General features: G+C 63.7%; 27 protein-coding genes. 19 read left to right on the top strand and 8 right to left on the bottom strand.

Features of this window, described 5'->3' with window-relative positions; genetic code table 11:
- Window positions 1-77: 77 nt before the first annotated feature.
- Complete coding sequence (locus OA2633_RS13740) at window positions 78-1,442, top strand: NAD-dependent succinate-semialdehyde dehydrogenase (protein ID WP_009803179.1); 1,365 nt, start codon at window positions 78-80, stop codon at window positions 1,440-1,442.
- A gap of 5 nt (window positions 1,443-1,447) precedes the next feature.
- Here the strand turns inward: OA2633_RS13740 and OA2633_RS13735 are convergent, their stop codons facing one another.
- The gene (locus OA2633_RS13735; protein ID WP_009803178.1) at window positions 1,448-1,936 is read right to left on the bottom strand and encodes a hypothetical protein; all 489 of its coding nucleotides are present in this window, start codon (window positions 1,934-1,936) and stop codon (window positions 1,448-1,450) included.
- Between the two features lie 88 nt (window positions 1,937-2,024).
- On the opposite strand from OA2633_RS13735, the gene ubiA reads away from it, so the two are divergent.
- A complete protein-coding gene (gene ubiA / locus OA2633_RS13730; protein ID WP_009803177.1) occupies window positions 2,025-2,951 on the top strand; it encodes a 4-hydroxybenzoate octaprenyltransferase in 927 nt (308 codons plus the stop codon).
- A gap of 84 nt (window positions 2,952-3,035) precedes the next feature.
- Window positions 3,036-3,578 (top strand): peptide-methionine (R)-S-oxide reductase MsrB, encoded by a 543-nt coding sequence (gene msrB / locus OA2633_RS13725; RefSeq protein WP_009803176.1) that lies wholly within the window; start codon window positions 3,036-3,038, stop codon window positions 3,576-3,578.
- On the opposite strand, the gene OA2633_RS13720 is transcribed toward msrB, so the two are convergent.
- A complete protein-coding gene (locus OA2633_RS13720; RefSeq protein WP_009803175.1) occupies window positions 3,575-3,940 on the bottom strand; it encodes a bleomycin resistance family protein in 366 nt (121 codons plus the stop codon). The genes msrB and OA2633_RS13720 overlap by 4 nt on opposite strands.
- Before the next feature lie 58 nt (window positions 3,941-3,998).
- Between OA2633_RS13720 and OA2633_RS13715 the strand changes: the two genes are divergently transcribed.
- On the top strand, window positions 3,999-4,676 hold the full coding sequence (locus OA2633_RS13715) for a methyltransferase (RefSeq protein WP_009803174.1): 678 nt from the start codon (window positions 3,999-4,001) through the stop codon (window positions 4,674-4,676).
- Here OA2633_RS13715 and OA2633_RS13710 read toward each other — a convergent pair.
- Complete coding sequence (locus OA2633_RS13710; protein ID WP_009803173.1) at window positions 4,673-5,458, bottom strand: glucose 1-dehydrogenase; 786 nt, start codon at window positions 5,456-5,458, stop codon at window positions 4,673-4,675. The two genes, OA2633_RS13715 and OA2633_RS13710, sit on opposite strands and share 4 nt — an antisense overlap.
- A gap of 148 nt (window positions 5,459-5,606) precedes the next feature.
- Here OA2633_RS13710 and OA2633_RS13705 point away from each other — a divergent pair, with 148 nt between their 5' ends.
- Window positions 5,607-6,050: a MarR family winged helix-turn-helix transcriptional regulator gene (locus OA2633_RS13705; RefSeq protein WP_009803172.1), complete on the top strand. Its 444-nt coding sequence runs from the start codon at window positions 5,607-5,609 to the stop codon at window positions 6,048-6,050.
- A 1-nt stretch (window position 6,051) separates the two neighbouring features.
- Here the strand turns inward: OA2633_RS13705 and OA2633_RS13700 are convergent, their stop codons facing one another.
- Window positions 6,052-6,999 carry a type IV pili methyl-accepting chemotaxis transducer N-terminal domain-containing protein gene (locus tag OA2633_RS13700; protein ID WP_009803171.1) on the bottom strand — a complete coding sequence of 316 codons (948 nt, stop codon included), beginning with the start codon at window positions 6,997-6,999 and terminating at the stop codon, window positions 6,052-6,054.
- Window positions 7,000-7,174: 175 nt separating this feature from the next.
- Between OA2633_RS13700 and OA2633_RS13695 the strand changes: the two genes are divergently transcribed.
- From OA2633_RS13695 to OA2633_RS13680, 4 genes are all read left to right on the top strand, one after another.
- On the top strand, window positions 7,175-8,236 hold the full coding sequence (locus OA2633_RS13695; protein ID WP_009803170.1) for a strictosidine synthase family protein: 1,062 nt from the start codon (window positions 7,175-7,177) through the stop codon (window positions 8,234-8,236).
- A 24-nt stretch (window positions 8,237-8,260) separates the two neighbouring features.
- A complete protein-coding gene (locus OA2633_RS13690; protein ID WP_009803169.1) occupies window positions 8,261-9,037 on the top strand; it encodes an enoyl-CoA hydratase in 777 nt (258 codons plus the stop codon).
- A 131-nt stretch (window positions 9,038-9,168) separates the two neighbouring features.
- Window positions 9,169-9,474, top strand: coding sequence for a GNAT family N-acetyltransferase (locus OA2633_RS13685; RefSeq protein ID WP_009803168.1), 306 nt, complete (start codon window positions 9,169-9,171; stop codon window positions 9,472-9,474).
- Between the two features lie 195 nt (window positions 9,475-9,669).
- Entirely contained in the window at window positions 9,670-11,019 is a 1,350-nt protein-coding gene (locus tag OA2633_RS13680) for a serine hydrolase (protein ID WP_009803167.1), read from the top strand.
- Here the strand turns inward: OA2633_RS13680 and OA2633_RS13675 are convergent.
- Both OA2633_RS13675 and OA2633_RS13670 read right to left on the bottom strand, forming a co-directional pair.
- Entirely contained in the window at window positions 11,012-11,266 is a 255-nt protein-coding gene (locus tag OA2633_RS13675) for a hypothetical protein (RefSeq protein WP_156776269.1), read from the bottom strand. The genes OA2633_RS13680 and OA2633_RS13675 overlap by 8 nt on opposite strands.
- A gap of 52 nt (window positions 11,267-11,318) precedes the next feature.
- On the bottom strand, window positions 11,319-12,467 hold the full coding sequence (locus OA2633_RS13670; RefSeq protein ID WP_009803165.1) for a PepSY domain-containing protein: 1,149 nt from the start codon (window positions 12,465-12,467) through the stop codon (window positions 11,319-11,321).
- 234 nt (window positions 12,468-12,701) lie between these two features.
- Here OA2633_RS13670 and OA2633_RS13665 point away from each other — a divergent pair, with 234 nt between their 5' ends.
- The 10 genes from OA2633_RS13665 to OA2633_RS13630 all read left to right on the top strand — a co-directional run bounded on the left by OA2633_RS13665 (window position 12,702) and on the right by OA2633_RS13630 (window position 22,025).
- The gene (locus OA2633_RS13665) at window positions 12,702-14,204 is read left to right on the top strand and encodes a UbiD family decarboxylase (RefSeq protein WP_009803164.1); all 1,503 of its coding nucleotides are present in this window, start codon (window positions 12,702-12,704) and stop codon (window positions 14,202-14,204) included.
- 9 nt (window positions 14,205-14,213) lie between these two features.
- Window positions 14,214-15,095 (top strand): hypothetical protein, encoded by an 882-nt coding sequence (locus OA2633_RS16205; protein WP_156776267.1) that lies wholly within the window; start codon window positions 14,214-14,216, stop codon window positions 15,093-15,095.
- A 162-nt stretch (window positions 15,096-15,257) separates the two neighbouring features.
- Entirely contained in the window at window positions 15,258-15,584 is a 327-nt protein-coding gene (locus OA2633_RS16200; protein WP_156776265.1) for a flagellar basal body rod C-terminal domain-containing protein, read from the top strand.
- A 75-nt stretch (window positions 15,585-15,659) separates the two neighbouring features.
- Entirely contained in the window at window positions 15,660-16,628 is a 969-nt protein-coding gene (locus tag OA2633_RS15600) for a diguanylate cyclase (RefSeq protein WP_009803162.1), read from the top strand.
- 37 nt (window positions 16,629-16,665) lie between these two features.
- Window positions 16,666-17,331 carry a DsbA family oxidoreductase gene (locus OA2633_RS13655; protein ID WP_040613719.1) on the top strand — a complete coding sequence of 222 codons (666 nt, stop codon included), beginning with the start codon at window positions 16,666-16,668 and terminating at the stop codon, window positions 17,329-17,331.
- A 26-nt stretch (window positions 17,332-17,357) separates the two neighbouring features.
- Window positions 17,358-17,753, top strand: a complete 396-nt coding sequence (locus OA2633_RS13650; protein WP_009803160.1) for an MAPEG family protein — start codon at window positions 17,358-17,360, stop codon at window positions 17,751-17,753.
- Window positions 17,754-17,810: 57 nt separating this feature from the next.
- On the top strand, window positions 17,811-19,190 hold the full coding sequence (locus OA2633_RS13645; RefSeq protein WP_009803159.1) for a TldD/PmbA family protein: 1,380 nt from the start codon (window positions 17,811-17,813) through the stop codon (window positions 19,188-19,190).
- Entirely contained in the window at window positions 19,191-19,964 is a 774-nt protein-coding gene (locus OA2633_RS13640) for a 3'(2'),5'-bisphosphate nucleotidase CysQ (RefSeq protein WP_009803158.1), read from the top strand. It abuts the gene before it with no gap.
- A 22-nt stretch (window positions 19,965-19,986) separates the two neighbouring features.
- The gene (locus tag OA2633_RS13635) at window positions 19,987-20,229 is read left to right on the top strand and encodes a DUF4170 domain-containing protein (RefSeq protein WP_009803157.1); all 243 of its coding nucleotides are present in this window, start codon (window positions 19,987-19,989) and stop codon (window positions 20,227-20,229) included.
- 89 nt (window positions 20,230-20,318) lie between these two features.
- Entirely contained in the window at window positions 20,319-22,025 is a 1,707-nt protein-coding gene (locus tag OA2633_RS13630; RefSeq protein ID WP_009803156.1) for an ABC transporter ATP-binding protein, read from the top strand.
- A gap of 285 nt (window positions 22,026-22,310) precedes the next feature.
- Here OA2633_RS13630 and OA2633_RS13625 read toward each other — a convergent pair whose 3' ends face one another.
- Both OA2633_RS13625 and OA2633_RS13620 read right to left on the bottom strand, forming a co-directional pair.
- On the bottom strand, window positions 22,311-23,090 hold the full coding sequence (locus OA2633_RS13625) for an FkbM family methyltransferase (RefSeq protein WP_009803155.1): 780 nt from the start codon (window positions 23,088-23,090) through the stop codon (window positions 22,311-22,313).
- A 50-nt stretch (window positions 23,091-23,140) separates the two neighbouring features.
- Window positions 23,141-23,803, bottom strand: a complete 663-nt coding sequence (locus OA2633_RS13620; RefSeq protein ID WP_009803154.1) for a hypothetical protein — start codon at window positions 23,801-23,803, stop codon at window positions 23,141-23,143.
- Window positions 23,804-23,875 lie beyond the last annotated feature (72 nt).

The following is a 23,875-nucleotide window of genomic DNA, read 5'->3' as shown; positions in this document are numbered from 1 at the left end:
ACGTTCAAGCTTTCAAATGTCGCTGCATGCCAGCCGACGCTCGCACCTGTAACCGCCACGGCCAAAGGAGCCCCGCCATGAAGTCCATCAATCCCTATTCCGGCGACACCGTTTTTGAAGCGGAGACGCATGGACAGGCCGCTATCGAGGCGGCGCTGACCCGCGCGGTCAGCGCGGTGAAAAAGCTCAAGGCGATGGGGATGGACGCAAGGCTCGACGCCCTGCGCAAGGCGGCGGACGTGCTCGATGACCAGCGCGACGAAATCGCCGAGCTGATGACCCGCGAAATGGGCAAGCCGATCAAGCAGGCGAAGGCGGAAGTCGAGAAATGCGCCTGGGTGTGCCGCTATTATGCGGACGAAGCGCCGGACATGCTCAAGCCCACGCCCATCGACGCGCCGGAGAAGGGCGAGTGCAGCCTCTATCACCTGCCGATCGGGCCGGTGTTTGCGGTGATGCCGTGGAACTTTCCCTTCTGGCAGGTCTTCCGCTTTGCCGCGCCCAATCTCGCCGTGGGCAATCCGGGCCTTCTCAAGCACGCCTCCGCCGTGCCGGGCAGCGCGCTCAAGATCGCCGAAGTGCTGGAAAAGGCGGGCTTTCCCGAAGGCGCCTTCCAGACCCTGCTGATCGGATCGGAGAAGACCGAAACCATCATCACCGATGATCGCATTCGCGGCGTCACCCTCACAGGCTCTGAAGGCGCGGGCTCCGCCGTGGCCTCCCTCGCGGGCAAGGCGATCAAGCCGTCCGTGATGGAGCTGGGCGGCTCTGACGCCTTCATCGTCATGCCCAGCGCAGATATCGACAAGGCGGTGGAGACCGCGGTCACGGCGCGCACCCAGAACAATGGCCAGTCCTGCATCGCCGCCAAGCGCTTCATCATCCACCAGGACGTCTATGACGAATTCACCGCCAAGTTCGTCCATTCGATGAAAGAGCTGCGCGTCGGCGATCCGATGGACGAGAGCACCGATATCGGCCCGCTTTCCAGCAAGGACGCCGCGGACGAGGTCTATGAGCTGGTGGAAGAGACCATTCGCGGCGGAGCCACGGTGCTGTTCGAGCCCCAGCGCAAGGATCACGCCTTCCTGACGCCGGGTGTTCTGGCGGACATTCCGCGCGGCACGCCGGGCCATCACTCTGAAATCTTCGCGCCGGTCGCCCTGATGTTCAAGGCCGAGGATGTGGACCACGCCATCGCGATCGCGAACAACCACCCCTATGGCCTCGGCTCGTCCTTCTGGTCCAGGGACAAGGCCGAAATCGAGACCGCCTGCACCGATCTCGACGCCGGCTCCACCTATGTGAACCAGATGGTGGCGTCCGATCCGCGCCTGCCCTTTGGCGGGGTGAAGAAGTCGGGCTATGGCCGCGAACTGGCGCGCGAGGGCCTGCTGGCCTTCACCAATCCCAAGACCATCGCCGTCACCGGGCTGGACTGAGCCGCCTAGGAAATCACGGAGTCGCAACCGGGAGGCGGATCGCTTTCCGCCCGCTCCAGGATTTGCAGATCAGAAGCGGATTCCAGAACGAGATGGGTCTGGAAGTAATGACCGTTCTGGACGCCGTCGCGATACACATTGATCCAGACCTGCATGACGGGGCCGCGCACACGAATGCGTTGGCCCCGCAGCGCGTCGACCGGGTCCTCCCCCAGCCTGCCGGCCAGGGCGATGCGCACCATCGGATCGATACGCACATTCAGGGAGCGCCGGTCGCGATAGTCGGCGAACGAGTTGAGAAAGCCGCGATCGCCATCCGAGCCGCTGCCGCAGACATCCATCCAGATCCAGCCCATCTCCAGTACGGCGTCGGGATTGGCGATGGATTGCTCCACGGCCTGGTCGGCATGGATAAGGCCTGAAGCGGATTGCGCATGACCCGGCGCCGTGATCAGACCGAGGCAGAGCGCGGCCAAGAGATGCAAGTGCTTCATTGTGCGGACTCCCGTCATCCTCTGCGCCATGGCATAGACGGAGCGTGTGACAGTTTTTTCCTCGCTCTGGTTGCAGGCTACACCCCTCATGACCATCGCTCCTGATCGCCGCGTCGCCGACTCCGTGCCCACCTCCTGGGTGGACCGGGCGCCGACCGCCATCCGCCCCTATCTGCGGCTGGCGCGCTATGACCGGCCTGTGGGGTTCTGGCTGCTGGCGATTCCGTGCTGGCAGGGCCTGGCGCTCGCCAGCGTCAGCACCGGGCTCGACTGGATGGATCTGTACTGGGCGATCCTGTTCGGGATCGGCGCGATTGCGATGCGCGGGGCGGGCTGCACCTATAACGACATTGTCGACCGCGATATCGACGCCCAGGTCGCCCGCACCGCCGACCGGCCGCTTGCGGCGGGCACGGTGAGCCTGAAACAGGCCTGGGCCTTCCTCGTGGCGCAATGCCTGGTCGGCCTTCTGGTGCTGATCCAGCTGCCCTGGCCGGCGATCCTCACCGGGCTGGGCGCGCTGGCGCTGGTGGCGGGCTATCCCTTCATGAAGCGCATCACCTGGTGGCCGCAGGCCTGGCTGGGCCTGACCTTCAACTGGGGCGTTCCGGTGGCGGGCGCCGCGGCGCTCGGCACGCCGTTCGCGCCGGAAATCATGCTTTTATATGTCGCCAACCTGTTCTGGACCCTGGGCTATGACACGATCTACGCCTGCCAGGACATGGAGGATGACGCCATGGTGGGGGTGAAATCCTCCGCCCGCGCCCTCGGGGGGAACATCCCCTTCGGCGTTCTGGTCTTCTATCTTGCGTGCGCGGCGCTCGCGGCGCTGGCCGGGGTCTTCGCGGGGGCCGGCCTGATGTTCGCGCCCGCCTTCGCCATCTTCGCGGCGCATCTGCTGTTGCAAGCGCGCAAGCTCGACCCGTCAGACGGCGCTGAATGCCTGCGCCGGTTCAAGGCGAACCAGATCACGGGCCTGCTTCTGACCGGCGCCTTCCTTCTGGGCGCGCTCTAGGCTCACGCGCCTCTCACCAGCATGTGACTGGCCAAAACCGGTCTGCGCCATAACTCTTGAGGCAGCACCAAGAGGAGTCCCGTCATGATCGCGCTCAGCCGCCGCCTGTTTCTCGCCACCGGCCTTGCCGCCTTTGCGAGCCCGGCTTTCGGGCAAAGCGATATCGACGGTCTCGAGGTTGAGCTTTTCGACCATCCCGGCATCACCCCCTGGGGCGAAGAGGATGTGGACTTCCGGAGCCTGAGCAATGCGGAATGGCGCGACCGGCTGAACGGCGAACAACTCCGCGTGCTGCGCCAGGAAGGCACCGAGCGGGCCGGGACGAGCCCGCTCAATCGCGAGCATCGCGACGGCATCTTCGTGTGCGCGGGTTGCGCCCTGCCGCTGTTCTCGTCCGAGGCCAAGTATGAGAGCGGCACCGGCTGGCCGAGCTTCTGGGCGCCCATTCGCGGCGCAGTCGCAACCAAGCCCGATTACCGCATCTGGACGCCGCGCACCGAATATCATTGCGCGCGTTGCGAAGGCCATCAGGGCCATGTGTTTGACGACGGCCCCCGCCCCACGCGCCAGCGCTGGTGCAATAACGGCGTCGCGCTGAGCTTTGTGCCGCGTTCGGACGCGCTTTAGACCGGCTGACCCAGCATGAAGCGGTGGCCGTCCGGGCTCTCGACGGCCATTTCCCGCAGACCCCAGGGTTGATCTGCTGGTCCTGAGCGGATGGTCGCGCCTTTAACGCGCAAATGCTCCGCCAGGGCGTCAATATCCGTCACATGGAAGAAGGCGAAATAGCTGTGATCGCCCAGCGCATGGGCGGGCAGTGCGTCAGGACATTCGCCCAAACGCAATCGCGCGCCGCCCAGCGCCATGAACACCCAGCCGGGCGTTTCAAACACCGTCTGAAACCCCATGGCCTCCCGCCACCAGCGTACGGACCGTGCGAGGTCCGGCACAGCCAGAACATGTTCGGTCTGCTCAATCATTGAGGTCATGGCCCTCCTCCCGTTTCCAGACTAGCGAGGCGCACGCCGATCCGGTAGTCAGCGCGCAATGACCGCCCTTACCGCAGACATCGTCCTCCGCGACCACACCCGCATCGGGTCCGCCCCGCTGACGCCGGAACTGCGCTTTCATCTTGCCGATCCGCAGAGCGATCTGTGGCGGCAGGAGGAAGAGGCGCTGATCGCGCAGGGCGTGCCCTCGCCCTTCTGGGCCTTCGCCTGGGGCGGCGGGCAGGCGCTGGCGCGGCTGGTGCTGGATCAGCCGGAGCGGGTCAAGGACAAGCGCGTTCTGGACTTCGCTTGCGGCTGCGGCGTCGCCGGGATCGCGGCGGCGAAAGCGGGCGCGGACCTTGTGACCGGAACCGAGATCGACGCCTTCGCTGTGCACGCCGCTCGCGCCAACGCCCGGCTCAATGACGTTCCCATGCAGGTGCTGCATGCCGATCTCGTCGGTGCGGACGACGGCTGGGACGTGGTGCTGGCGGGGGGTGTCTTTTACGAGACCGAAGCGGGGGCCGCGATCACGGACTGGCTGGAAAGCCTGCATGATCGCGGCGCGCTGGTGCTGATCGGCGATCCGGGCCGCGCCTATCTGCCCAAGGACAAGCTCAGCATCATGGCCCGGTTCGAGGCGCCCAGAGCGGGCGATCTTGAGGATCAGGATGTGGGCGCGGCGCGGGTCTGGCGCTTCAGTGCTCCATCCTGCGGCCTGCCCGATCCCGACTAGCGCAGATTGGCGTAACCGCCATCAAGCGCGATGATCTGCCCTGTTACATAGTCGGACGCCGGCGAGGCGAGAAACGCCGACAGCCCGATCATGTCGTCCGGCGTCCCGATCCGGCCGAGCGGAATATTGGCGGCGACGGCGTCCCGGCCTTCCTGCTGACTCAGCACAAAGGCGGTCATCTTGCTTTCGAACGGACCCGGCGCGATGGCGTTCACCGTGATCTGATCGCGCGCCAGACGCCGCGCCATCACCTTGGTGAGGTGATGCACCGCCGCCTTGCTGGCCGGATAGGCGTAGCTGTCCTCCATCATCGGCACGGCGAGCCCTTCGATCGAGCCGATATTGATGATCCGGCCGCGGCCCGACGCCTTCGCGCCCGCCTGCAATTGCGGCAGCAGCTTTTGCGTCAGGAAGAAGATGGATTTGACATTGAGATCCATCACCCGGTCCCAGCCGTCCTCGGGAAACTCTTCCAGCGCCGCGCCCCAGGTCGCCCCCGCATTGTTGACGAGGATGTCGATGGCGTCAGTCTGATCCGCCAGCCAGTCCGCAAACGCCTGAGCCCCTTCATTCGTGGAGAGGTCAGACGGGATGGCGTGCACCTCGCCAAATTCGGACAGGCGCTCCTGTGCCGCCTTCACCGCATCGGGCTTGCGCGAGGTGATGAAGACCCGCGCGCCCTGCTTGAGGAGCCCCGTGGCGATCATTTCGCCAATGCCGCGCGTACCGCCGGTGACAATCGCGGTCTTGCCGGTGAGGTCAAAGAGAGTGGAAACAGACATGGCTCGCCTCGTTATTTGGTAAGCGCTTAAGCAACCAGCAATCGGGCCGTCTGGAAAGGGGTAATGCAGGAAAACTCTCAGACTTCAGCGTCCATCCGGGCTGCGCATAGTCTTTCACACACGAATGAATCGCGGCAGGTTCCATCCCATGGCACGCGTTCGCGCCGTTGACCGGCGACTCTTCCTCCTGATCGAAATCGTGGCCCGGCGCCTCAGCCGGGAAGCCGATGCGCGCCTGCGCGCGGAAGCCAATGTCACCGCCAGCCAGTCCGCCGTTCTGTTCCTGCTGCTGCGCCGGGGCGAGCGACGCCTGGGATCCATCGGCGAGGTTCTGGCGCTTGGCGCGCCCGCGGTCACGGGTCTGATCAATCGGATGGAGACCGCCGGCCTTGTGATCAAGCGCAAGGATTCTTCAGACAAGCGCGGCGCGCTGGTGGATCTGACAGAAGCCGGGCGCCGTGCGGCTGAACGCGCCGACCAGGTGCTGCGCGGCTTCAACGCAGAGCTCGATGAAAAGCTGGGCGAGACAGACGCCGCGATCGTCTACGACGCGCTGACCCGGCTCGCCACCGACAGCGACACTGACGCCTGATCTAAAGAACTGCTTCGTCCGGGGCGGGCCGCTCGGCCCGGGCCTGAGCCGGCTCATGGGACAGCGCTTCATAGGAGCGGGTCAGGCTCAACGCCCGCTTGGCGGCGAACATCACCGCATCACGGGCCTCACGCACCAGCTCCGGCGTTGTCTCGGGGTCGGCCCGCGCCGCCAGTTCCAGCTTTTCCTCGGCCTCGGCGAGCGGCTTGAAGAAGGTCGCCTTCATCTGGGCGAGGAAGCGGCTCCTGGAGGCCAGCGTCTCGGTCTGGAACTGCAAGGCGTCTTCGGCGATCTGACGGGTCTCCTGCTCCTGGCTCATGGCCGCCAGGGTCTTCTGCAACAGAGGCCGGAAGATGAAGGCCGCTTCCGCCGCCAGAATGACCAGGATCAGCAGGAGCTGTATCACCTGGATCCGACTGATCCGGTTGAGCCCCTGCTCGGCATGCTGTTCGAACAGCCCGACAGCGCGGTGCAGTTTCACGAACAGATCACCCAGCGCCAGATCTTCCATTCGCTGTCGGTCCTGAAGCGTCGCCGGCGTTTCCAGCGAGGCGCGCGCGATCGACACATACTCAGAGATCAGGGCGGTGATGCCGTCCCCCGAGGCGCCGAACAAGGCCATCAGCTCTTCGCGCACAGCGCCGGGCGGGAAGCTCTCGGCCCGCCCCTGCAACAGCCTGTTGGCCTGCTCGAGTTCATCCGCCGTCGAGCGGATCAGCGCGCTGTTCTGAGCCTGTGCGCGCTCCCCGCTCTGGATTTCCACCAGCGCCAGAAGCCGCTGGCTCAGCATGCGTTGCTTGCCGCTGACATTGACGATCTCGGCCGAGCCGCGCTCATGGTCAATCGCCCGGAGAGTCGCCAGATGGGACAGGACCGAGACCAGCACGATCAGACCGATCGCGATGACATAACTGACGATGTAGCGACGTTTCAGCTGCGGCAGTGTCATGGCCCCTCTTCCTCGCGGCGCGCATCGGGATAGTTCAACGCCACCTTTGGGTGCGCTGAACTAAGATTGTATGAAAGATGAAAGCCGCCCCATCGTGCGCCTGGCGCGTGATTGCTGGACGATATCACCGTCTGATCCTAATCTGACCGGACAAAGGTTTGGGGGAGAGCAGACCATGATCCGTGTCATACTGGGCGTTCTGGGGATCGCACTCGTCCTGGTCTGCGTCCGCATCGGCTATGTGGTGACGCGCGCAAGCGGGACGCTGAGCCATCCGGAGTACACCGACAACGCCGCCTGCAGTCCGGTCGAGGTCGCGCCGGGCACCGAGGATGTGACCTATGATCCGGTGACGGGACTGGTCTTCGTCTCCACCGCCGAGCGCCGGACGGGCGAGATGCATCCGAGCAATGGCATCTATGTGTTTGCTCCCGAAACGCCCGACAGCGTGCGGCTGGTCTCCATCGACGCCCCCGCCGATTTCCGTCCCCATGGCATCAGCCTGTGGCGCGGCGAGAGCGAGACCGGCGAGCCCCTGACCCGCCTGTTCGTCATCAGCCATCCCTATTCGGGCCATCAGGTGCTGATCTATGACGTGGCCGAGGATGGCGCGCTGTCGCATCTGGAAACCGTCAGCTATGAGGCGCTGCGCTCGCCCAACGATATCGTGGGCGTCGGGCCGAACCGGTTCTACGCCACCAATGACGTCTATTTCGGTGATACGCCCATGGGCTATCTCGAGGCCTTCCTGGCCCTGCCGCTGGGCTCGATCAGCTATTATGACGGTCAGGAGGGCCGCATCGTCGCGGACGGTCTCGCCTACGCCAACGGGATCAACATCAGCGCCGACGGGTCAGAGCTGTACGCCTCCGCCTTTATCGGCCGCGCCCTGCATGTCTTTAACCGGGACGCCGCCACGGGCGATCTGACCCGCACCGCCCGTCACCCGGTTCCACTGGGCCTTGATAATATCGAGATCGGCACGGACGGCGCGCTGTACATTGCTGGCAATGTGAACGTCTTTGAGTTCCTGGCTCACCAGAACGACCCCGAGGCCCATGCGCCCTCCCAGGCAGTCCGAGTCGAACCGGACAGCGGGGACTGGACCACGGTCTTCGCCGATAGCGGCGAGGCGATCGATTCCACCTCGGTGGCGACGCGGGTGGGAGATCAGCTCCTACTGGGCGCGGTGTTTGATTCCCATGTTCTGGTCTGCCCCTATTCAGCAGGCCCATAGATTCTCTGCCCCAAGGACAGCGAAATGACTGATCTGATTTCGGTGAGCGACGCGAACGGCGTGCGCACCCTGCGCTTCAATCGTCTCGAGAAGAAGAACGCCATCACGCGCGCCATGTACGCCGCCCTGGCGGACGGGCTGGAAGAGGCCAATACGCGCGCCGATATCCGCGTCGTGATCATCGCAGGCGGCGAAGGCTGCTTCTCGGCGGGCAATGACATGATGGACTTCATGGAGGCGCCGCCTCATATCGGCGGCGGCGAAACCCCGGCCGTCGAGCGCTTCATGATCGCGCTGATGGGCTGCGAGAAGCCCGTTATCGCCGCGGTGGACGGTCTGGCCGTCGGCATCGGCACGACGCTCCTGCTCCATTGCGATCTCGTCTACGCGACGAACCGCGCCCTGTTCACCACCCCTTTCGTCAATCTGGCGCTGGCTCCCGAATTCGGCTCCTCCCAGATCCTGCCGGGCATTGTCGGTCGCGCGGTCGCGAGCGAGATGCTGCTGCTGGGCGCCAAATGGGATGCGAAGAAGGCTGAAGCCAAGAACCTCATCAATGCGGTCCTGCCTCCGGACGGGTTTGAAGCGGCCGTTCAGGAGATCGCCCAGCAGATCGCCCAGCTGGCGCCAGGCGCGGTGAAGACCGCCAAGATGCTGATCAACCTGCCGCCCGAGGACATCAAGGAGCGCATCGTGCGCGAGGGCGGCCTGTTCGCCGAGCAATTGCGGACGGACGAGTTCAAGGAGGCGGCCACCGCCTTCATGGAACGGCGAGCGCCGGACTTCTCCAAATTCGGATAGCCTGGAACGGGCTCCGTACTCTCCGGGGCCCGCTCTATCTGTGAGGCTGGAAAACCATAGTTTCCAGACCTGACAAAGACGGCGCTCCTGTCTGGATTTATGATGTTGTCATCAGAGGACAGGAGGCCGACATGGCTGAATTCACGATTACGGAAGAGCGTTCGGACAGCAAGGGCCGCTATATCGCCAGCGCCCCCGGCAAGCCCGATGCGGAGATGACCTTCTCCATCGCCAGCGCGTCCATGATCATCATTGATCATACCGGCGTCCCCGATGAATGGCGCGGTCAGGGCGTGGGCAAGGCGCTGGTCCAGCGCGCAGTGGAGGATGCCCACAAACGCGGCGTCCAGATCGTGCCGCTGTGTCCTTTCGCCAAGGCGCAGATCGCCAAGACACCCGAATGGCAGGACGTGCTCAAGCCGGCGGCCGAGCGCTGACACATAGAAAATAGGGCGGGCTTGTCAGCCCGCCCTTCGCCAGTTTTGCGCTCACAGGGGAGATTATGCTCTCAGACTAGGCGCAATCTGTTTAAATTTAGTAAGTGAACTGCTTCAGCGAATACGTTTTTCCTTATCGCCCTTGACCGCGGCCCTTCACGGGCGAAACCTCCTGCAAAACCGGGGAGGAAAATCATGCGTCGTTTGTTCTGGGTGATCGCCGTCATCGCGGCCCTTGTGCTGGGCGGCTGGATCTATCTGAGCCAGTCCGTGACCGGCCGAATCTATCTGCCATCCGGGACCGGCATCACCGCCAAGCAGACCTGTTCGCTGACCTTCGTGTCCGGTCTGGACCCCGATCGCGCCCAGGCGCTCTACATCACCCCGCTTCTGGGCGGCGCCAATGCGCTGATCTCTGTCGACATTGACCGCGAGAACCGGCGCGTGACCAGCGCGGTCCTGGGCGGGCTCTACAAGCAGACCGCCGTCTATCGCGACGGCCTCGGCTGCACGCTGGTGCATGACTTTGATGAGTTCGACGCCAGTCTCAGCCTGCCCATCACGGATGGGCCGGATCCGATGACGCTGGATGCGGACTGGCGCGATGCGAACTTTGACGTCGACGCCCTCAGCGCCGCGCTCGATGACGTCTTCACCGAGGACGGCCGCAACACCCTCGCCGCCCTCGTGATCCATGACGGCCATCTGGTGGCCGAGCGCTATGCCGAGGGTGTGGACGAGACGACGCCCTTGCATGGCTGGTCCATGACCAAGTCCACCGCAGCCACTTTCGCGGGCGTCCTGGTGCAGCGCGGCCTGATCGATATCAGCGCGCCCGGTCAGGTACCGGCGCTCGTCGAGGCCGGACGCCCGGAGATCACCATTGACGACCTTCTGCGCATGAGCGGCGGACTTGATGGCTTCGAGGTCAATGACGGCACCGATCCGAATTCGGAGATGCTGTTCACCCAGACCGACATGGCGACCTATGCCGCCAACCGGAACGTCCTCCATGCGCCGGGCGAGCACTGGGACTATCAGAGCGGCAACACCGTGCTTGCCGGTTCCGCCATGGAAACGGTGATGGGCGACACCATCGTCGAGGAAATCGCGACGCTGCGCGAGTGGCTGTTCACCCCGCTGGGCATGAACCATGCGGTGTTCGAGCCGGACCAGTCCGGCACCCTGCAATGGTCGAGCTACATGTACGCCAGCGCCCGGGACTGGGCGCGCATGGGCGAGCTCTATCTCAATGAGGGCCGCATCGGGGATGAACAGATTATTCCGCCCAACTGGCTGACCTATGTCTCGACGCCGACCGTCACCTCCGATGATCAGTACGGCGCCGGCTTCTGGCTGAACATTCCCGGCCTGCCGTCGGACACGGTGGTGATGCGCGGCTTCCAGCAGCAATGGACCTTCGTGATCCCGTCCGAGGACCTGATCGTCCTGCGCATGGGCGCGACGCTGGGCAGCGATGGCGGCGCGCCGGACTTCGCCCGCGCCGTCCTGGCGGCCAGGCAGGCGCCGTCAGCCGCTAATTGATCTCGGTGCGCTGCAGGATGCGGTCGAACGGGTGCGGGGTCACCCGTTCGGCCTTTGTCATGAGGTCATTGAAGCCGGGATGGTCCTGACGCTTGCCGCGCACCCATTCGCGCGCGCTGTCGGAATTGGACAGGACAAGCGCCATCCCGATCGCAATCAGAACGAGCCCGAAGGGCAAGGGCGTCCAGAATAACGGGACGCCCACGGCGATGAGCAGGAAGCCCAGTGTTTGATATACGAACCTCATGCCCATCCAATGCGCGGGGGCGTGAAAGGTTGCACCTCTCTTAACCCCGTGATCAGCCGGGAGCGCGCTGGCGGCGACGTTTCTGATACAGCGTCCAGAGCCGCGAGCTGCCCAGACACAATCCGGTATAGACAAGCAGCACCGCAACGGCGGAGGCGAGCCCGGCAATGGTCTGTCCGATCAGGCCGAACACCTCACCCGTGTGCAGGAAGCGGATGAATATCCGCGCCTTGCGCGCCAGCGGCATCTCTGCACGCGGATCGATGGGGGAGACGCTGCCGCCGTCCCGCGCAATCTCAAAGCTATGGATCGAACCCGGTTCGACGCCATTGCCTGAATCGATCGCGATGAGGGTGGTGACGGCGTCCGGCGCCGGCAAGGTGATCTGCACCCGGCGGCCTTCAAGTCCGGTCTGCGATTGCGCCGCGCCGACCAGAGCATCCAGCGACACGACATCGCCCCGAAGACGCGCGGGTTCAGCATTGACGAGCTCGACCTGCTGACCGCCACTCTGGCCTTGCGCGCCGCCAAAGACCCAGCTCACGACGTCACCCGCCCAGCGATAGGAGAACACTGCCCCTGTCAGGGTGATCGCGACCAGCGGAAGGGCGAACCACAGGCCCAGCGCATGGTGCCAGTTGAAATGGCGCGCCTTGGCGTTGGGATGGCGCGCGAGCAGCGTCAGGCGGGGTTTGAGGAAAGCCGCGCGCCAGAGTTTCGGCAGCCACAGATAAAGCCCGGTCAGGCACAACAGCGCGAACAGCAGGTTCGACACGCCATTGATCTGGGCGCCCACCTCATTGCGGCCGCCCGTAAAGGCCAGCCAGCGATGGATGTACATCACCCGGCGGAAGAAGGCGCGCGTCCCCTCGCCCGCTTCCTCAAGACGCTCGCCCGTATAGGGGTTGAGCAGGAAACTGTTGCGACGCCCGGCGGAGACGCTCACTGCGCCCTCACGACCGTTCGGAACCGTCATCACATGCCCCGGCGCGCCGCCCGCCTCGATCGCGGCGTCCGCCAGCGCCTGATAGCTCAGCGGTTCGGCGTCCGCGGGCGCGCTGATGGCGCTGTTCTGCGCCATGCGGATTATCTGGCGCTCATAGGTGAGCAGGACGCCGGTGACCGACATCAGGAGAATGAAGACGCCCAGCGTCATGCCCACGCTCAGGTGGAGCCAGAAGATGATGTCACGGATTTTCATAAGGTCCCCCGGGTGTGGCGATAGCTCTGTTACGCCCCTCGCCGCCCTTGTCAGTCTGGACTGCGTTAGTCCGCCGCGAAACGCATCGGACCGGTCGCATCGATCCGCACCCGCTTATAAGAATGATTTGCAATTGCGCAAGTCATCTCTCATGACCCGTCGCCCAACGCAGCTTCGCGCTTGGCCCGCCTGCCGGGCGGGCCTAGTTTGCTCTCCATCTGACAGGAGGGCCGGATGGCGTACAAATCTCTGCGCGACTTCATCGCTTTGCTGGAATCCGAAGGCGAGCTCAAGCGCGTCTCCCGTCCGGTCTCCACGCATCTTGAGATGACCGAGATCCAGACCCGACTGCTGAACACCGGCGGTCCGGCGGTCCTGTTCGAGAACCCGGTTCATGAGGATGGCCGCCCCGCCGAAATGCCGGCGCTCGCGAACCTCTTCGGCACGGTGGGCCGCGTCGCCCGCGCCGTGACCCTGGGCGGCGAGCCGCGAAAATCCGCCTCCGACCTGCGCGAAGTGGGCGAACTTCTGGCCTTCCTGCGCCAGCCCGAACCGCCGCGCGGCCTGAAGGACGCGCTCGGCATGCTGCCGCTGGCGAAAACCGTGATGAGCATGCGCCCCACGACCGTGCGCAAGGCGCCGTGTCAGGAAGTGGTGCTGCAGGGCGATGACATTGATCTTGATCGCCTGCCGATCCAGGGCTGCTGGCCGGGCGAGCCCGCCCCGCTCATCACCTGGCCGCTTGTGGTGACCAAGGGCCCGTCAGACGACAAGCAGGACGACTTCAATCTGGGCATCTACCGCATGCAGAAGCTGGGCAAGGACCGTGCGATCATGCGCTGGCTCAAGCATCGCGGCGGCGCCCAGCATTATCAGCGCTGGAAGAACGAGAAGCCCGATCCCCTGCCCGTCGCCTGCGTTCTGGGCGCCGATCCCGGCACCATCCTGGCCGCCGTCACCCCGGTGCCCGACACGTTGAGCGAATACCAGTTCGCGGGCCTCTTGCGTGGTCAGAAAGCCGAGCTGGTCGATTGCAAGACCGTGCCCTTGAAAGTGCCCGCCGAGGCCGAGATCGTGCTCGAAGGCCATGTCATGCTGGACGAGTACGAGGATGAAGGCCCGTACGGCGATCACACCGGCTATTACAATTCGGTCGAGAAATTCCCGGTCTTCAGAATCAGCGCCATCACCATGCGCAAGGACCCGATCTACCTGACCACCTTCACCGGCCGTCCGCCGGATGAGCCGTCCGTGCTGGGCGAAGCGCTGAACGAGGTCTTCATCCCGCTGGTGCGTCAGCAATTCCCCGAGATCGTCGACTTCTGGCTGCCGCCCGAAGGCTGCAGCTATCGCATCGCCGTCATCTCGATGAAGAAGGCCTATGCCGGCCACGCCAAGCGCGTGATGATGGGCGCGTGGTCCTATCTGCGCCAGTTCATGTACACCAAATGGGTGATCGTCGTGGATGACGACATCAATGCGCGCGACTGGAAGGATGTGATGTGGGCGATCTCCACCCGCATGGACCCGGCGCGCGACATCACCCCCATTGAGAACACGCCCATCGACTATCTCGACTTCGCCTCGCCGGTGTCGGGCCTCGGCTCCAAGGTCGGCATGGACGCCACGAACAAATGGCCCGGCGAAACCAACCGCGAATGGGGCGAGAAGCTCTACATGGAGCAGGATGTGATCGACCGGGTGGACGCGATGTGGAGCGAGCTGGGGCTGGACTGAAGTACTATCATGAAAGTCACCAACATCCCGACGTCAGAAGACTTTGATCGCGAATCTCATAGCGCGTTCAATCTGGCATTCGATACATTTACCCGATTCATTTCTGATCATTCTTACGTGATTGAATGGGCTGGTGATGAAACGCCTGAAACACTGGAGCATATTGAAAGCTCAAAATACCTTATTAGAAATATAATAAACTTGCTATTTCTATCAGTAGAATTTCAATTAAAATCTATTTTATGTGCAACATCTCCATTTTTATTACTTGACGGGCCCAAGAGTTGGCCCAAACCCAAATCCGGAACAGTCAGCTTTGGCTCCTTACGCTCAATTTCCGCCTCAGATTTACAAAGAGCTATAGAGCTTTTTGGAAACAAAGAACTATCCGAGGGTGCTTGGAAACATTTCGAAAAATTACGCGCCTTTCGAAATGAATCCAGCCACTCTATATCTGGCGCTGAATATTCTCTAGAATCAATATTTATTCATATTTTACGAGTTTCTGAGTATTTTTTAGGGTCAAAAAACCCGTTTCCGATAAGAATAAAATTTCTCGATTCAGCTGACGGAATATATGTTTACCCGGATCATTTGAGAAACCAAGCACTGGCAGAATTCGAACTATTAAGAAAAATATTTGGAAGTGAATTTTTCAAAGCAGAAATCGGAGTCCCTGACAAAAGACTAAACTATTGTGGTGTGTGCCACTGGGAAGGTAAAGACTGGGACGAACAACCAAAAACGGCTGAATTCAATGGTGAACAGACTTATTGTTACGCATGCGGCGAAACAGATTCCGTTTATGAAGCACATTGCGCTTTATGCGAAGGCGTCCAAGCCTTCTCCACAAAAAGCGACCTCTGTCTGAACTGCGGCTACAAAGCTTAACTGATTGTGAAATGCTCGCGCCCAGCGTTCGCAAGACCAAGACATAGACGCGTCATACGGCTGTCTAACTCTCTGAGACATGAACCACGCGCTTAACGCCCCGGTAACTTACATGACCGGTTCCGCGTGCAATGACCGACATTTAGGCGCATAGCTACGGTCATGAACTCGGTTTTCTCATCCGGCGTACAAGCCTTCCAAGCCGCCACAGCGCGGCTGGATGCTGCGGCAGGCATGGTCAACCGCGTTCGCCCATCGACCATCCCTGCCGCGCTTACCCAAAGCGCTTCAGCTCCTGACGCGTCCGCCGGGCGATCCGACGCCCCCCCACCACCCGCCGGTCCCGGCGGGCGCGTTTCTTCTTTCAATGATGACTACGTCACCGCCATGGTCGACATGATCAAGGCCGAGCATCAGGCGTCAGCGGCCACCTCCATCATCCGCTCCGCCGATGAAATGCTGGGCAAGTTGTTGGATACCAAGGCCTGATCGCGCCTATCGGATTTTCCGATTTTACGCGTGTCATCAGGACAGCGTTAAGCCTTCTCCCCTAGCGTGCGCGACATGGCTGTGTCCGAAGCGCCCTCTTTCCCGGAAGTCCTGCCCGACGCCTCTCCCACCGGAGATCGCGCGGAGGATGAGCGTCTGCACATCCATATCTGTGAGACCAGCCGGGTCCAGCGCGCTATCCTGGTGCGCATGCTGACCGAAGCAGGGTTTATCTGCAGCGCGTCCGGCCATGCCCAGGAGAGCCTTGACCAGCTGCGCCAGGACCCGCCCGACATCTTCCTCACCGCCATCGAACTTCCGGACTTTTCAGGGCTTGAGGCGTGCTGGCGGGTCAAGGCCAATCCCGAGACCGAGCATATCCACACCATGGTGCTGTCCGCCTCGGGTCAGGAGGACAAGCTCGCGGAATCCCTCGATTCCGGCGCGGACGACTTTCTGGTCAAACCCATCGACAAGAACGAGTTGAAGGCCCGCATGCGCGCCGCCTCGCGCATTGTCCGACTGACCCAGCGCATGCGAGCGGAAGCGGAAACCGATGCGCTGACCGGCGCCTATAACCGCCGGGTGTTCATGCGCACGCTGGAACGCGAGCACAAGCGCGCGCTCGATCAGGCCCTGCCCTTCAGCGTGCTCATGGTCGACCTCGATTTCTTCAAGAAGATCAACGACACACACGGCCATGCCAGCGGCGACCGGGTGCTGATCAAGACGGTGAAAACCCTCAAGGCGCTGTTGCGTCCGCCGGCCATGCTGGGCCGACTGGGCGGTGAGGAATTCGCTGTCCTCCTGCCTGGCCAGGACGCGGACATGGCCCTGCAGACGGCGGAATCGCTGCGCCTCGCCTTGCAGGCGTTGCATGTGGAAAATGATGACGGCCACCCCATCCCCGTGACCGCCTCCATGGGACTCGCGACGCTGCATGCCGGCGATCTTGAATCGAGCGGTGAGAAAATGCTCGGCGAGGCGGACGCCGGGCTCTACAAGGCCAAGGAAGGCGGGCGCAATCAGGTCTGCATGCCCTGAGCTTTTCTCGATGGCGGGATCGCTCTACGGTCCGCCCATGACCCAAGTTTCCGTTGATATCGTCTCTGACGTTGTGTGCCCGTGGTGCTGGCTGGGCCTGCGCTACTGGGATCAGGCCCGCGCGCTGGTTCCCGAGATCCAGACCGAAACCGTGTATCGCCCCTTCCAGCTCGACGGCGCCGTGCCGCGCGAGGGCGTGCCCTATTCCGACTATATGAAGAAGAAGTTCGGCGATGGTCCGGACGACCGCTTCAAGATGATGCGCGAGCATCTCGAACAGGCCGGCCCCGCCGCCGGGATCAAATTCCGCTTCTCCGGCATTCCCGTGCGGCCCAACACGCTGGACGCCCACCGGGTGATCCGCTGGGCGCAGGGCCAGGATCTGGGCGAAGCGGCCTCCGAGCGCCTGCACAAGGCCTTCTTTGAGGAGCATCTCGATATTGGCGATGCGGCGGTTCTGACCCGGCTGGCGGGCGAGATCGGTCTGGAAACCGACATTGTCGGAAACCTCCTCGCCTCCGACCGGGACCGGAAGGAAGTTCTGGAGGAAGAGCAATTCTTCCGTCGCCTGGGCGTTCAGGGCGTGCCATGCTTCATCTTCAATGGTCAGTTCGCCGTCTCGGGCGCGGAAGCGCCCGAGATGCTGGCTGACGCCATCCGGCAGGCCGCCAGCCTGCCGCAGACCGATGACGACGCTGACTGACCGGCGCGCATCACAGGGGGAGTTCCATGACAGCGCTTGAAGCGGCCAGCCTCTATGTGGGCCTCAATCTGGTGATCCTGTTGATCCTGGGGGGCAATGTGATCCGCTACCGGGTCAGCACCAAGACCAGTCTCGGCATGGGGACGGACCCGGCGCTGGAACGCGCCTGTCGCGCCCACGCCAATGGCGCGGAATGGACGCCGGGCGCGCTGATCGCAATTGTCCTGATGGCCATGCTGGGCGCGCCAGTGATGGCGATCCACGCGATCGGCGTCAGCCTGACCGTGGCGCGGGGCATTCATGGCTGGGGCGTCGCCACCAAGGACGGCCCCAATATCGGCCGCTTCCTGGGCGCGCTCATCAGCCTCGTCATCTATGCCGTTCTGGGCGTCGGGCTTGTGCTGCACGCGGTGACAGGCTGAGCCCTGAACCGATGTGACGCGTTGCGCTTGGACCCGTGTTGACGTTATGGGATCGCTATGACCGATCAGAACGCCAGCGCCGGCCTGGGCGCACCCGACACCCGATCTCTCCTGGCTCTGGCCCACGAGCTCGTGAACCGCGCCAAGCGCGCCGGCGCACAGGAGGCCGAAGCGGTCCTGTCTGAATCGCGCGCCATCGAAGCCGGCGCCCGCGAAGGCAAGCTGGAAACCGTCGAGCGCAGCGAAACCCGCGATGCCGGACTTCGCGTCCTGATCGGCAAGCGCCAGGCGGGCGTGGCCTTCTCAGACCTCTCGGAAGCGGGCATGAGCCTTGCCGTCGAGCGCGCGGTCGCCATGGCCAAGGCCGCCCCAGAAGACCCCTATTGCGGTCTGGTGGAGCCCGACAAGTTGGCGCGCAAGATCCCCGAGATCGCCACTTACGAAGCCACTGATTTCACACCTGAACAGCTTGAAGCCGCCGCGCTCGAGATGGAAGCGGCCGCGCTTTCGGTCAAAGGCGTCGCCATGACGTCCGGCTGCGGCGCCAGCGCGGGCGTGGGCGGTTCGGCCTTCGTCACCTCCACAGGGTTTGAACGTGCGCGCCTCGGCTCCCGCTGCGGGCTCGGCGTCGCCGCCATCGCCAGGGACGCCAATGGCGCGATGGAGCGCGATTATGACAGCCACGCCGCCCGCCGCCGCTCGGATCTGAAAACAGCGCAGGAAATCGGGCTGAGCGCAGGCGAACGCGCGGTCAGCCGGGTGGGCGCCGAGAAACTCGCCACCGGCAAGATGCCGGTCGTGTTCGACAAACGCGTCTCCACCACTTTCATCTCCTCGCTGCTGGGCGCGATCTCCGGTCCTGCCATTGCGCGCGGCACCTCCTTCCTGCGCGACAAGATGGGCGAGCGCCTGTTCAGCGAGGGCGTGGACATCATCGAGGATCCGCTGCGCGACTGGAGCTTCGGCGCCCGCGCCGTGGACGCGGAAGGCATCGCCTGCAAACCCCGCGCGCTGATCGAGGACGGGGTGCTGACCACCTGGCTGCTCAACGCCTCCAGCGCCCGCCAGCTCGGCCTCGAGCTGACCGGCCACGCGGCGCGCAATCTGGGCGGCGCGCCGGGCGTCGGCGCCTCGAATGTCCATCTGACGCCGGGCGAGCTTGATCGCGACGGCCTGATCGCTGAAGCCGGCGAAGGCGTTCTGGTCAGCGAGATGTTCGGCCCGTCGCTGAACGCCAATACGGGTGACTGGTCGGTCGGCGTCGCCGGCTACGCCATCAAGGGCGGCAAGCTCGCCGGCCCGGTCAGCGAGATCACCGTGGCGGGCAATCTTCTCGACATCTTCGCCCGGCTCGTGCCGGGTTCGGACCTGGAGTTTGACAGCGCGATCAACGCGCCCAGCGTGCTGGTGGACAATCTGTCGATCGGCGGTCGCTAGATGACCGACGCGCGCGCAGACCGGGACCTCTTGGCTGACGCCGCGCGCGCCGCCGGCAAGCTCGTCCTCGCCTTCCGCGCCCGCGGCATGCGCGACTGGGAGAAGAATCCCGGCGACCCGGTCAGCGAGGCCGACCTCGCGTCAGACGCGCTCCTGAAGGAACGGCTGCAGGGCGCGCGTCCCGATTATGGCTGGCTGTCCGAAGAAACCGCCGACGACCAGTCCAGGCTGGAACGCAGGCGCAGCTTTGTCATCGATCCCATCGACGGCACGCGCGCCTTTCTCAAGAACAAGCCCGAATTCGTCATTTCCTGCGCCGTGGTGGAAGCGGGCCGCCCCGTCGCCGCCGCGATCTATGATCCCAGCGCGGACGTGATGTATGACGCCGCGCTCAGGCAGGGCGCACGCAAGGATGGCGCATCGCTGTCGATCAGCACCCATGACAGCATTTCCGGCGCCCGCCTCATCGGCGATCCGGGACGGCTGTCGGATCTGCGGGCGCTGGGCGCGGACGCCCACACCGTCAACTCCGCCGCCCTGCGCCTGTGTCTGCTGGCCGCGGGCGAAGCGGATGCGGTGGTCGCGGTTCGACCTAAGTGGGACTGGGATCTCGCCGCGGGTCATCTATTGGTGGAAGAGGCGGGCGGGGTCTTCACCTCGTCGAAAGGCGAAGCGGTGTATTACAACCGGACAAGCGCTGTTCAGGACCCGCCGCTGGCGGCTGGTCCGGTGCTGCACGCCTTGCTATTAGACCGCCTTAAACAGACCCGATAACGCCCTTTGAGGGAGACTCCCCATGAGCAACACGTCTTCTCCGCAACTGCTCCACCTGGTGATTGGCGGCGAGCTGAGCGATATCGGCCCGGGCGCGCCCGAGTTCAAGGACCTCAGCCAGGTTGATTTCGTCGGCGCCTATCCCAGCTATGAAGAAGCCCGCGACGCCTGGAAATCGGCGGCCCAGCGCACCGTGGACAACGCGCATATGCGCTATTTCGTGATCCATGCGCACAAGCTTCTGGATCCGTCCAAGAAGGACTAAGCGCCCTGTCTGAGACGCCTGCCCCGAACGGCGCCCTGCCCGGCGCGCCCAAGCCCCAGAGCGCGCGCTCGTTTGCGCTGGCGAAGCGTTTGTGGCGCGAGCAGATCACAAAACACAAAGGTCTTCTGGCCTGGGCGACCCTGCTCGCCGCCATCACGGCGGGCGCGGCCTCGGGTTATGGCGTCGTGGTTCAGCAGGCCTCCGGGCTTCTGGAAAACCGCGAGCCCAGCGTGCTCTGGCTGGCGCCCGTGCTCATTCTGGGCGCGGTCATCGTCCGCTCGGTCAGCCTGTTCGCGCAGAACCTCGCCACCAACCGTCTGGCGCTCGCGATCATGCGCGATCTGCAGGTCGCCATGTTCGATCGACTGATCACGGCGGACTTCCAGCGCCTCGAGCGCGAACCCGTCGGCGCGATCATCTCGCGCTTCACCAATGACATCACCATGCTGCGCGAGGGCCTGATCCGCGCGGCGAACAATCTCACCCGCGATTTCCTGACCGTGGTGGGATGTCTTGTGGTGCTGTTCTGGCTCGACTGGGCGCTGACGCTCGTCGTGCTCGCCGTCCTGCTGGTCGCGGGCCATCCGATCACCGTCATCGGCAAGGCGATCCGAAAACGCGCGGGCGATATCCAGGACCAGATGGGCGATGTGTCGAGCTTTCTCGAGGAAGGCTTTTCCGGCGCGCGGATGATCAAGACCTTCTCGCTGGAAGACTGGTCGCAAGAGCGCGCCAGAGGCCGTTTCCAGAGCCGGTTCGAGCTGCTGCTCGCCATGGTCGCCCAGCGCGCGCGCATCGAACCGATCATGGAAGTCGCCGCCGGCGTCGCCTTGGCCGTCATCTTCGGCTTTGCCGGCTGGCGGGCGCTCAATGGCGCCACCGAACTGTCGGACCTTCTGGGCTTCATCGTCGCCTTCGGCGTCATGAGTTCGCCCATCCGCGCCCTCGCCTCGCTCTCGGGCGTGCTGCAGGAAGGCTTCGCGGTGCTCGACCGGATCTTCGCCCTTCTGGACGAAGAACCCAACCTCACCGAAGCGCCGGACGCCAAACCGCTCGCCTTTGAAAAGGGCCATGTGGAGGTGCGCGATGTCCGCTTCCAGTATGAAGCGGGCGTGGATGCGCTCCATCAGATCACGCTGGAGGCGAAACCCGGCGAGACCATCGCCCTTGTCGGCCCGTCGGGTTCGGGCAAGACGACGCTCCTGAACCTCATCGCCCGGCTTTATGATCCGGTCGAAGGCGAGGTCCTGATCGACGGTCAGGACATCAGATCGGTCACCCTCGCCTCGCTGCGGACCAGGCTCGCCCTCGTCAGTCAGGAGGTGACCCTCTTTGACGACACGATCCGCAACAATATCGCGCTGGGAAAGCTCGGCGCCTCTGAAGACGAGATCCTCGCCGCCGCCAAGGCCGCCGACGCCCATGACTTCATTCTGGGCCTCTCAGCCGGCTATGACACGCAAGCCGGCCCCAAGGGCTCGAACCTTTCGGGCGGCCAGCGCCAGCGCGTCGCCATCGCCCGCGCTATCCTCAAGGACGCGCCGATCCTCCTGCTTGATGAAGCCACGAGCGCCCTCGACGCCAATTCAGAGGCGCGGGTGCAGGAGGCGCTCGACAAGCTCAGCCAGGGCCGCACCACCATCGTCATCGCCCACCGCCTCGCCACCGTGCGCAAGGCCGACCGCATCTATGTGATGAAGGCGGGCGAGATCGTGGAAAGCGGCGACCATGACAGCCTGATCCAGGAAAACGGCCTCTACGCGCAATTGAGCGCGCTGCAGTTCGCGGATGGATAATGTGGTGAATTCCCGGGCGAGCGAAGCGATGACCCGGGACCTCCATCCACGTTAAGCGCCCTATCCTGAGGGAGGCCCCGGCTCTGCGCTGCGCTTGGCCGGGGTTTCAACTTGTATGGCTGTCATCCCGGACGCGGAGCGATCCGGGATCTACCGGAACCGCTCTGTTCTGATTACAGAAACGAAACGGGTAGATCCCGGCTCAAGGCCGGGATGACGCTAAGAGCGACGGCATCGGTGGTGTGCGTTCCTGTCCCCGTCCTCCGGCCAAAAGCAGAAGAACCTCTAACCCGCCCACAGCCCGCAGCGCTTGAGATCTCCCATCCGCTCGTCCGGCGCGTAGACGGTGTTCTCGCGACCCTGTCGCCCCGGGCGCAGGCGGTCGCCGTCAAAGGCGGCGCGGGTATAGCCAAGCTCCGAGGTCAGAACCCGATCGGCGTCGGCGTTCGATTGCATCAGGATCAGCGGGCGGCAGCGTTCGAGCGTCTCTCTCGCCCCGCGCAAAACCGCCTCGAACCAGCCCGGCGCGTCGATCTTGATGAAGCCAGGATCGAGATCGAGCATGTCGAGGGTGAAGGTGCGCGCCTCGCCCGCCATCATCTCGAAGCGGTCGGGATCAAACCCGGCCACGGTCTCATCGCTGAGCCAGGTGCGTGACTGGTCCGGGTCAAACGAGGCGAGCCCGTCATAGACGAAACCGCGATAGACCGGCACATAGAGCCGCCGCGCCTCATCCTTGTCGCTCAAACCGCAGGCATAGACCGCGAGCGCCGGATCATCGTCAAACAGGGTCGCAAGCCCCGTCGCCAGATGCACATTGGGTTCAAAGGCGTAAATCGGCGCATCGGGCTGGTAGAGCCGGATGGCGTCCACGCTCTGCCCGCGATGGGCGCCCACATCGATGAAGACCTCGCCCGGATCGGGCCGCCAGCGCGAGAGCAGGGAGAACTCGGCTTCAAACGGCAGCCGCAAGGTCCGACGCACAAAGCGCTGCACGCTGGCCTTGGCGTCCACCAGCGCCGGGAACCGGCTCTGCCAGGCGCGGATTTGGGGTTCGATCAACATGCTCGCCTCCTGCACCTTCAGGATGCAAACGGCGAGCCATCAACCCCAAGCTATTCGCGGCGCAGGATTTTCTCGGTCAGGGCCGACCCCCACCAGCTGGCCATGAAGCCGTCATGGCACGCCTGGCGGTCATATTCGGTACGCACCCACTCAAGGAAATCGATCGGCGATTGCGCATTTCTCTGACGATAAAGGTCAAAGAAATGATCGAGCATGCCGGTCTTGCCCTGCTTGATATGGCCGTATTTGAACGAGAGTTGCTGGACAGCCTCCTCGAACGGGGCCTTTTCGTGCAGCAGCTTGTACATCACCGCCACAATGCCCGCCCGGTCCGCGCCGGACTTGCAGTGCATGAAGGCGGGATAGGCGATCTCGTCAAAGACTGTGATCAGATGCTCGATGCGCTCCACATAGGGCGCCTCGCGCGAGCCCCAGGGCAGGTCGACGATGTCGAGACCGATCTCATCGCAGGTGAAGTGCTCGAGATCATAGTAATGACGGCCCGGCTGCGTGCCGCGCAGATTGAGGATCGTCTTGAACCCCATATCCTTGAGTTCGCGCAGGCGCTTGGGGCTGGGCTGATTGCCCCGCCACATCTCGCCGCCCACGCGGTGCATGTTGTGGAAGCGCTGGCGCAGCACGCCATGATCGCCCCACATGAGGCCCTTCATCGCGCGCTTGTAATCGACCGGGTCGTTCAGATCATAACTCATGGCGCGCTGAAGTAAGGCGCTTGAACGCGGCTTGCAACAACCCAGCGCGTGCGATTGACGCGCACGGAATGC

It is taken from the genome of Oceanicaulis sp. HTCC2633 (genome assembly GCF_000152745.1).
Taxonomy (GTDB): Bacteria; Pseudomonadota; Alphaproteobacteria; order Caulobacterales; family Maricaulaceae; genus Oceanicaulis.
This window is presented reverse-complemented; position numbering and strand designations above follow the sequence as displayed.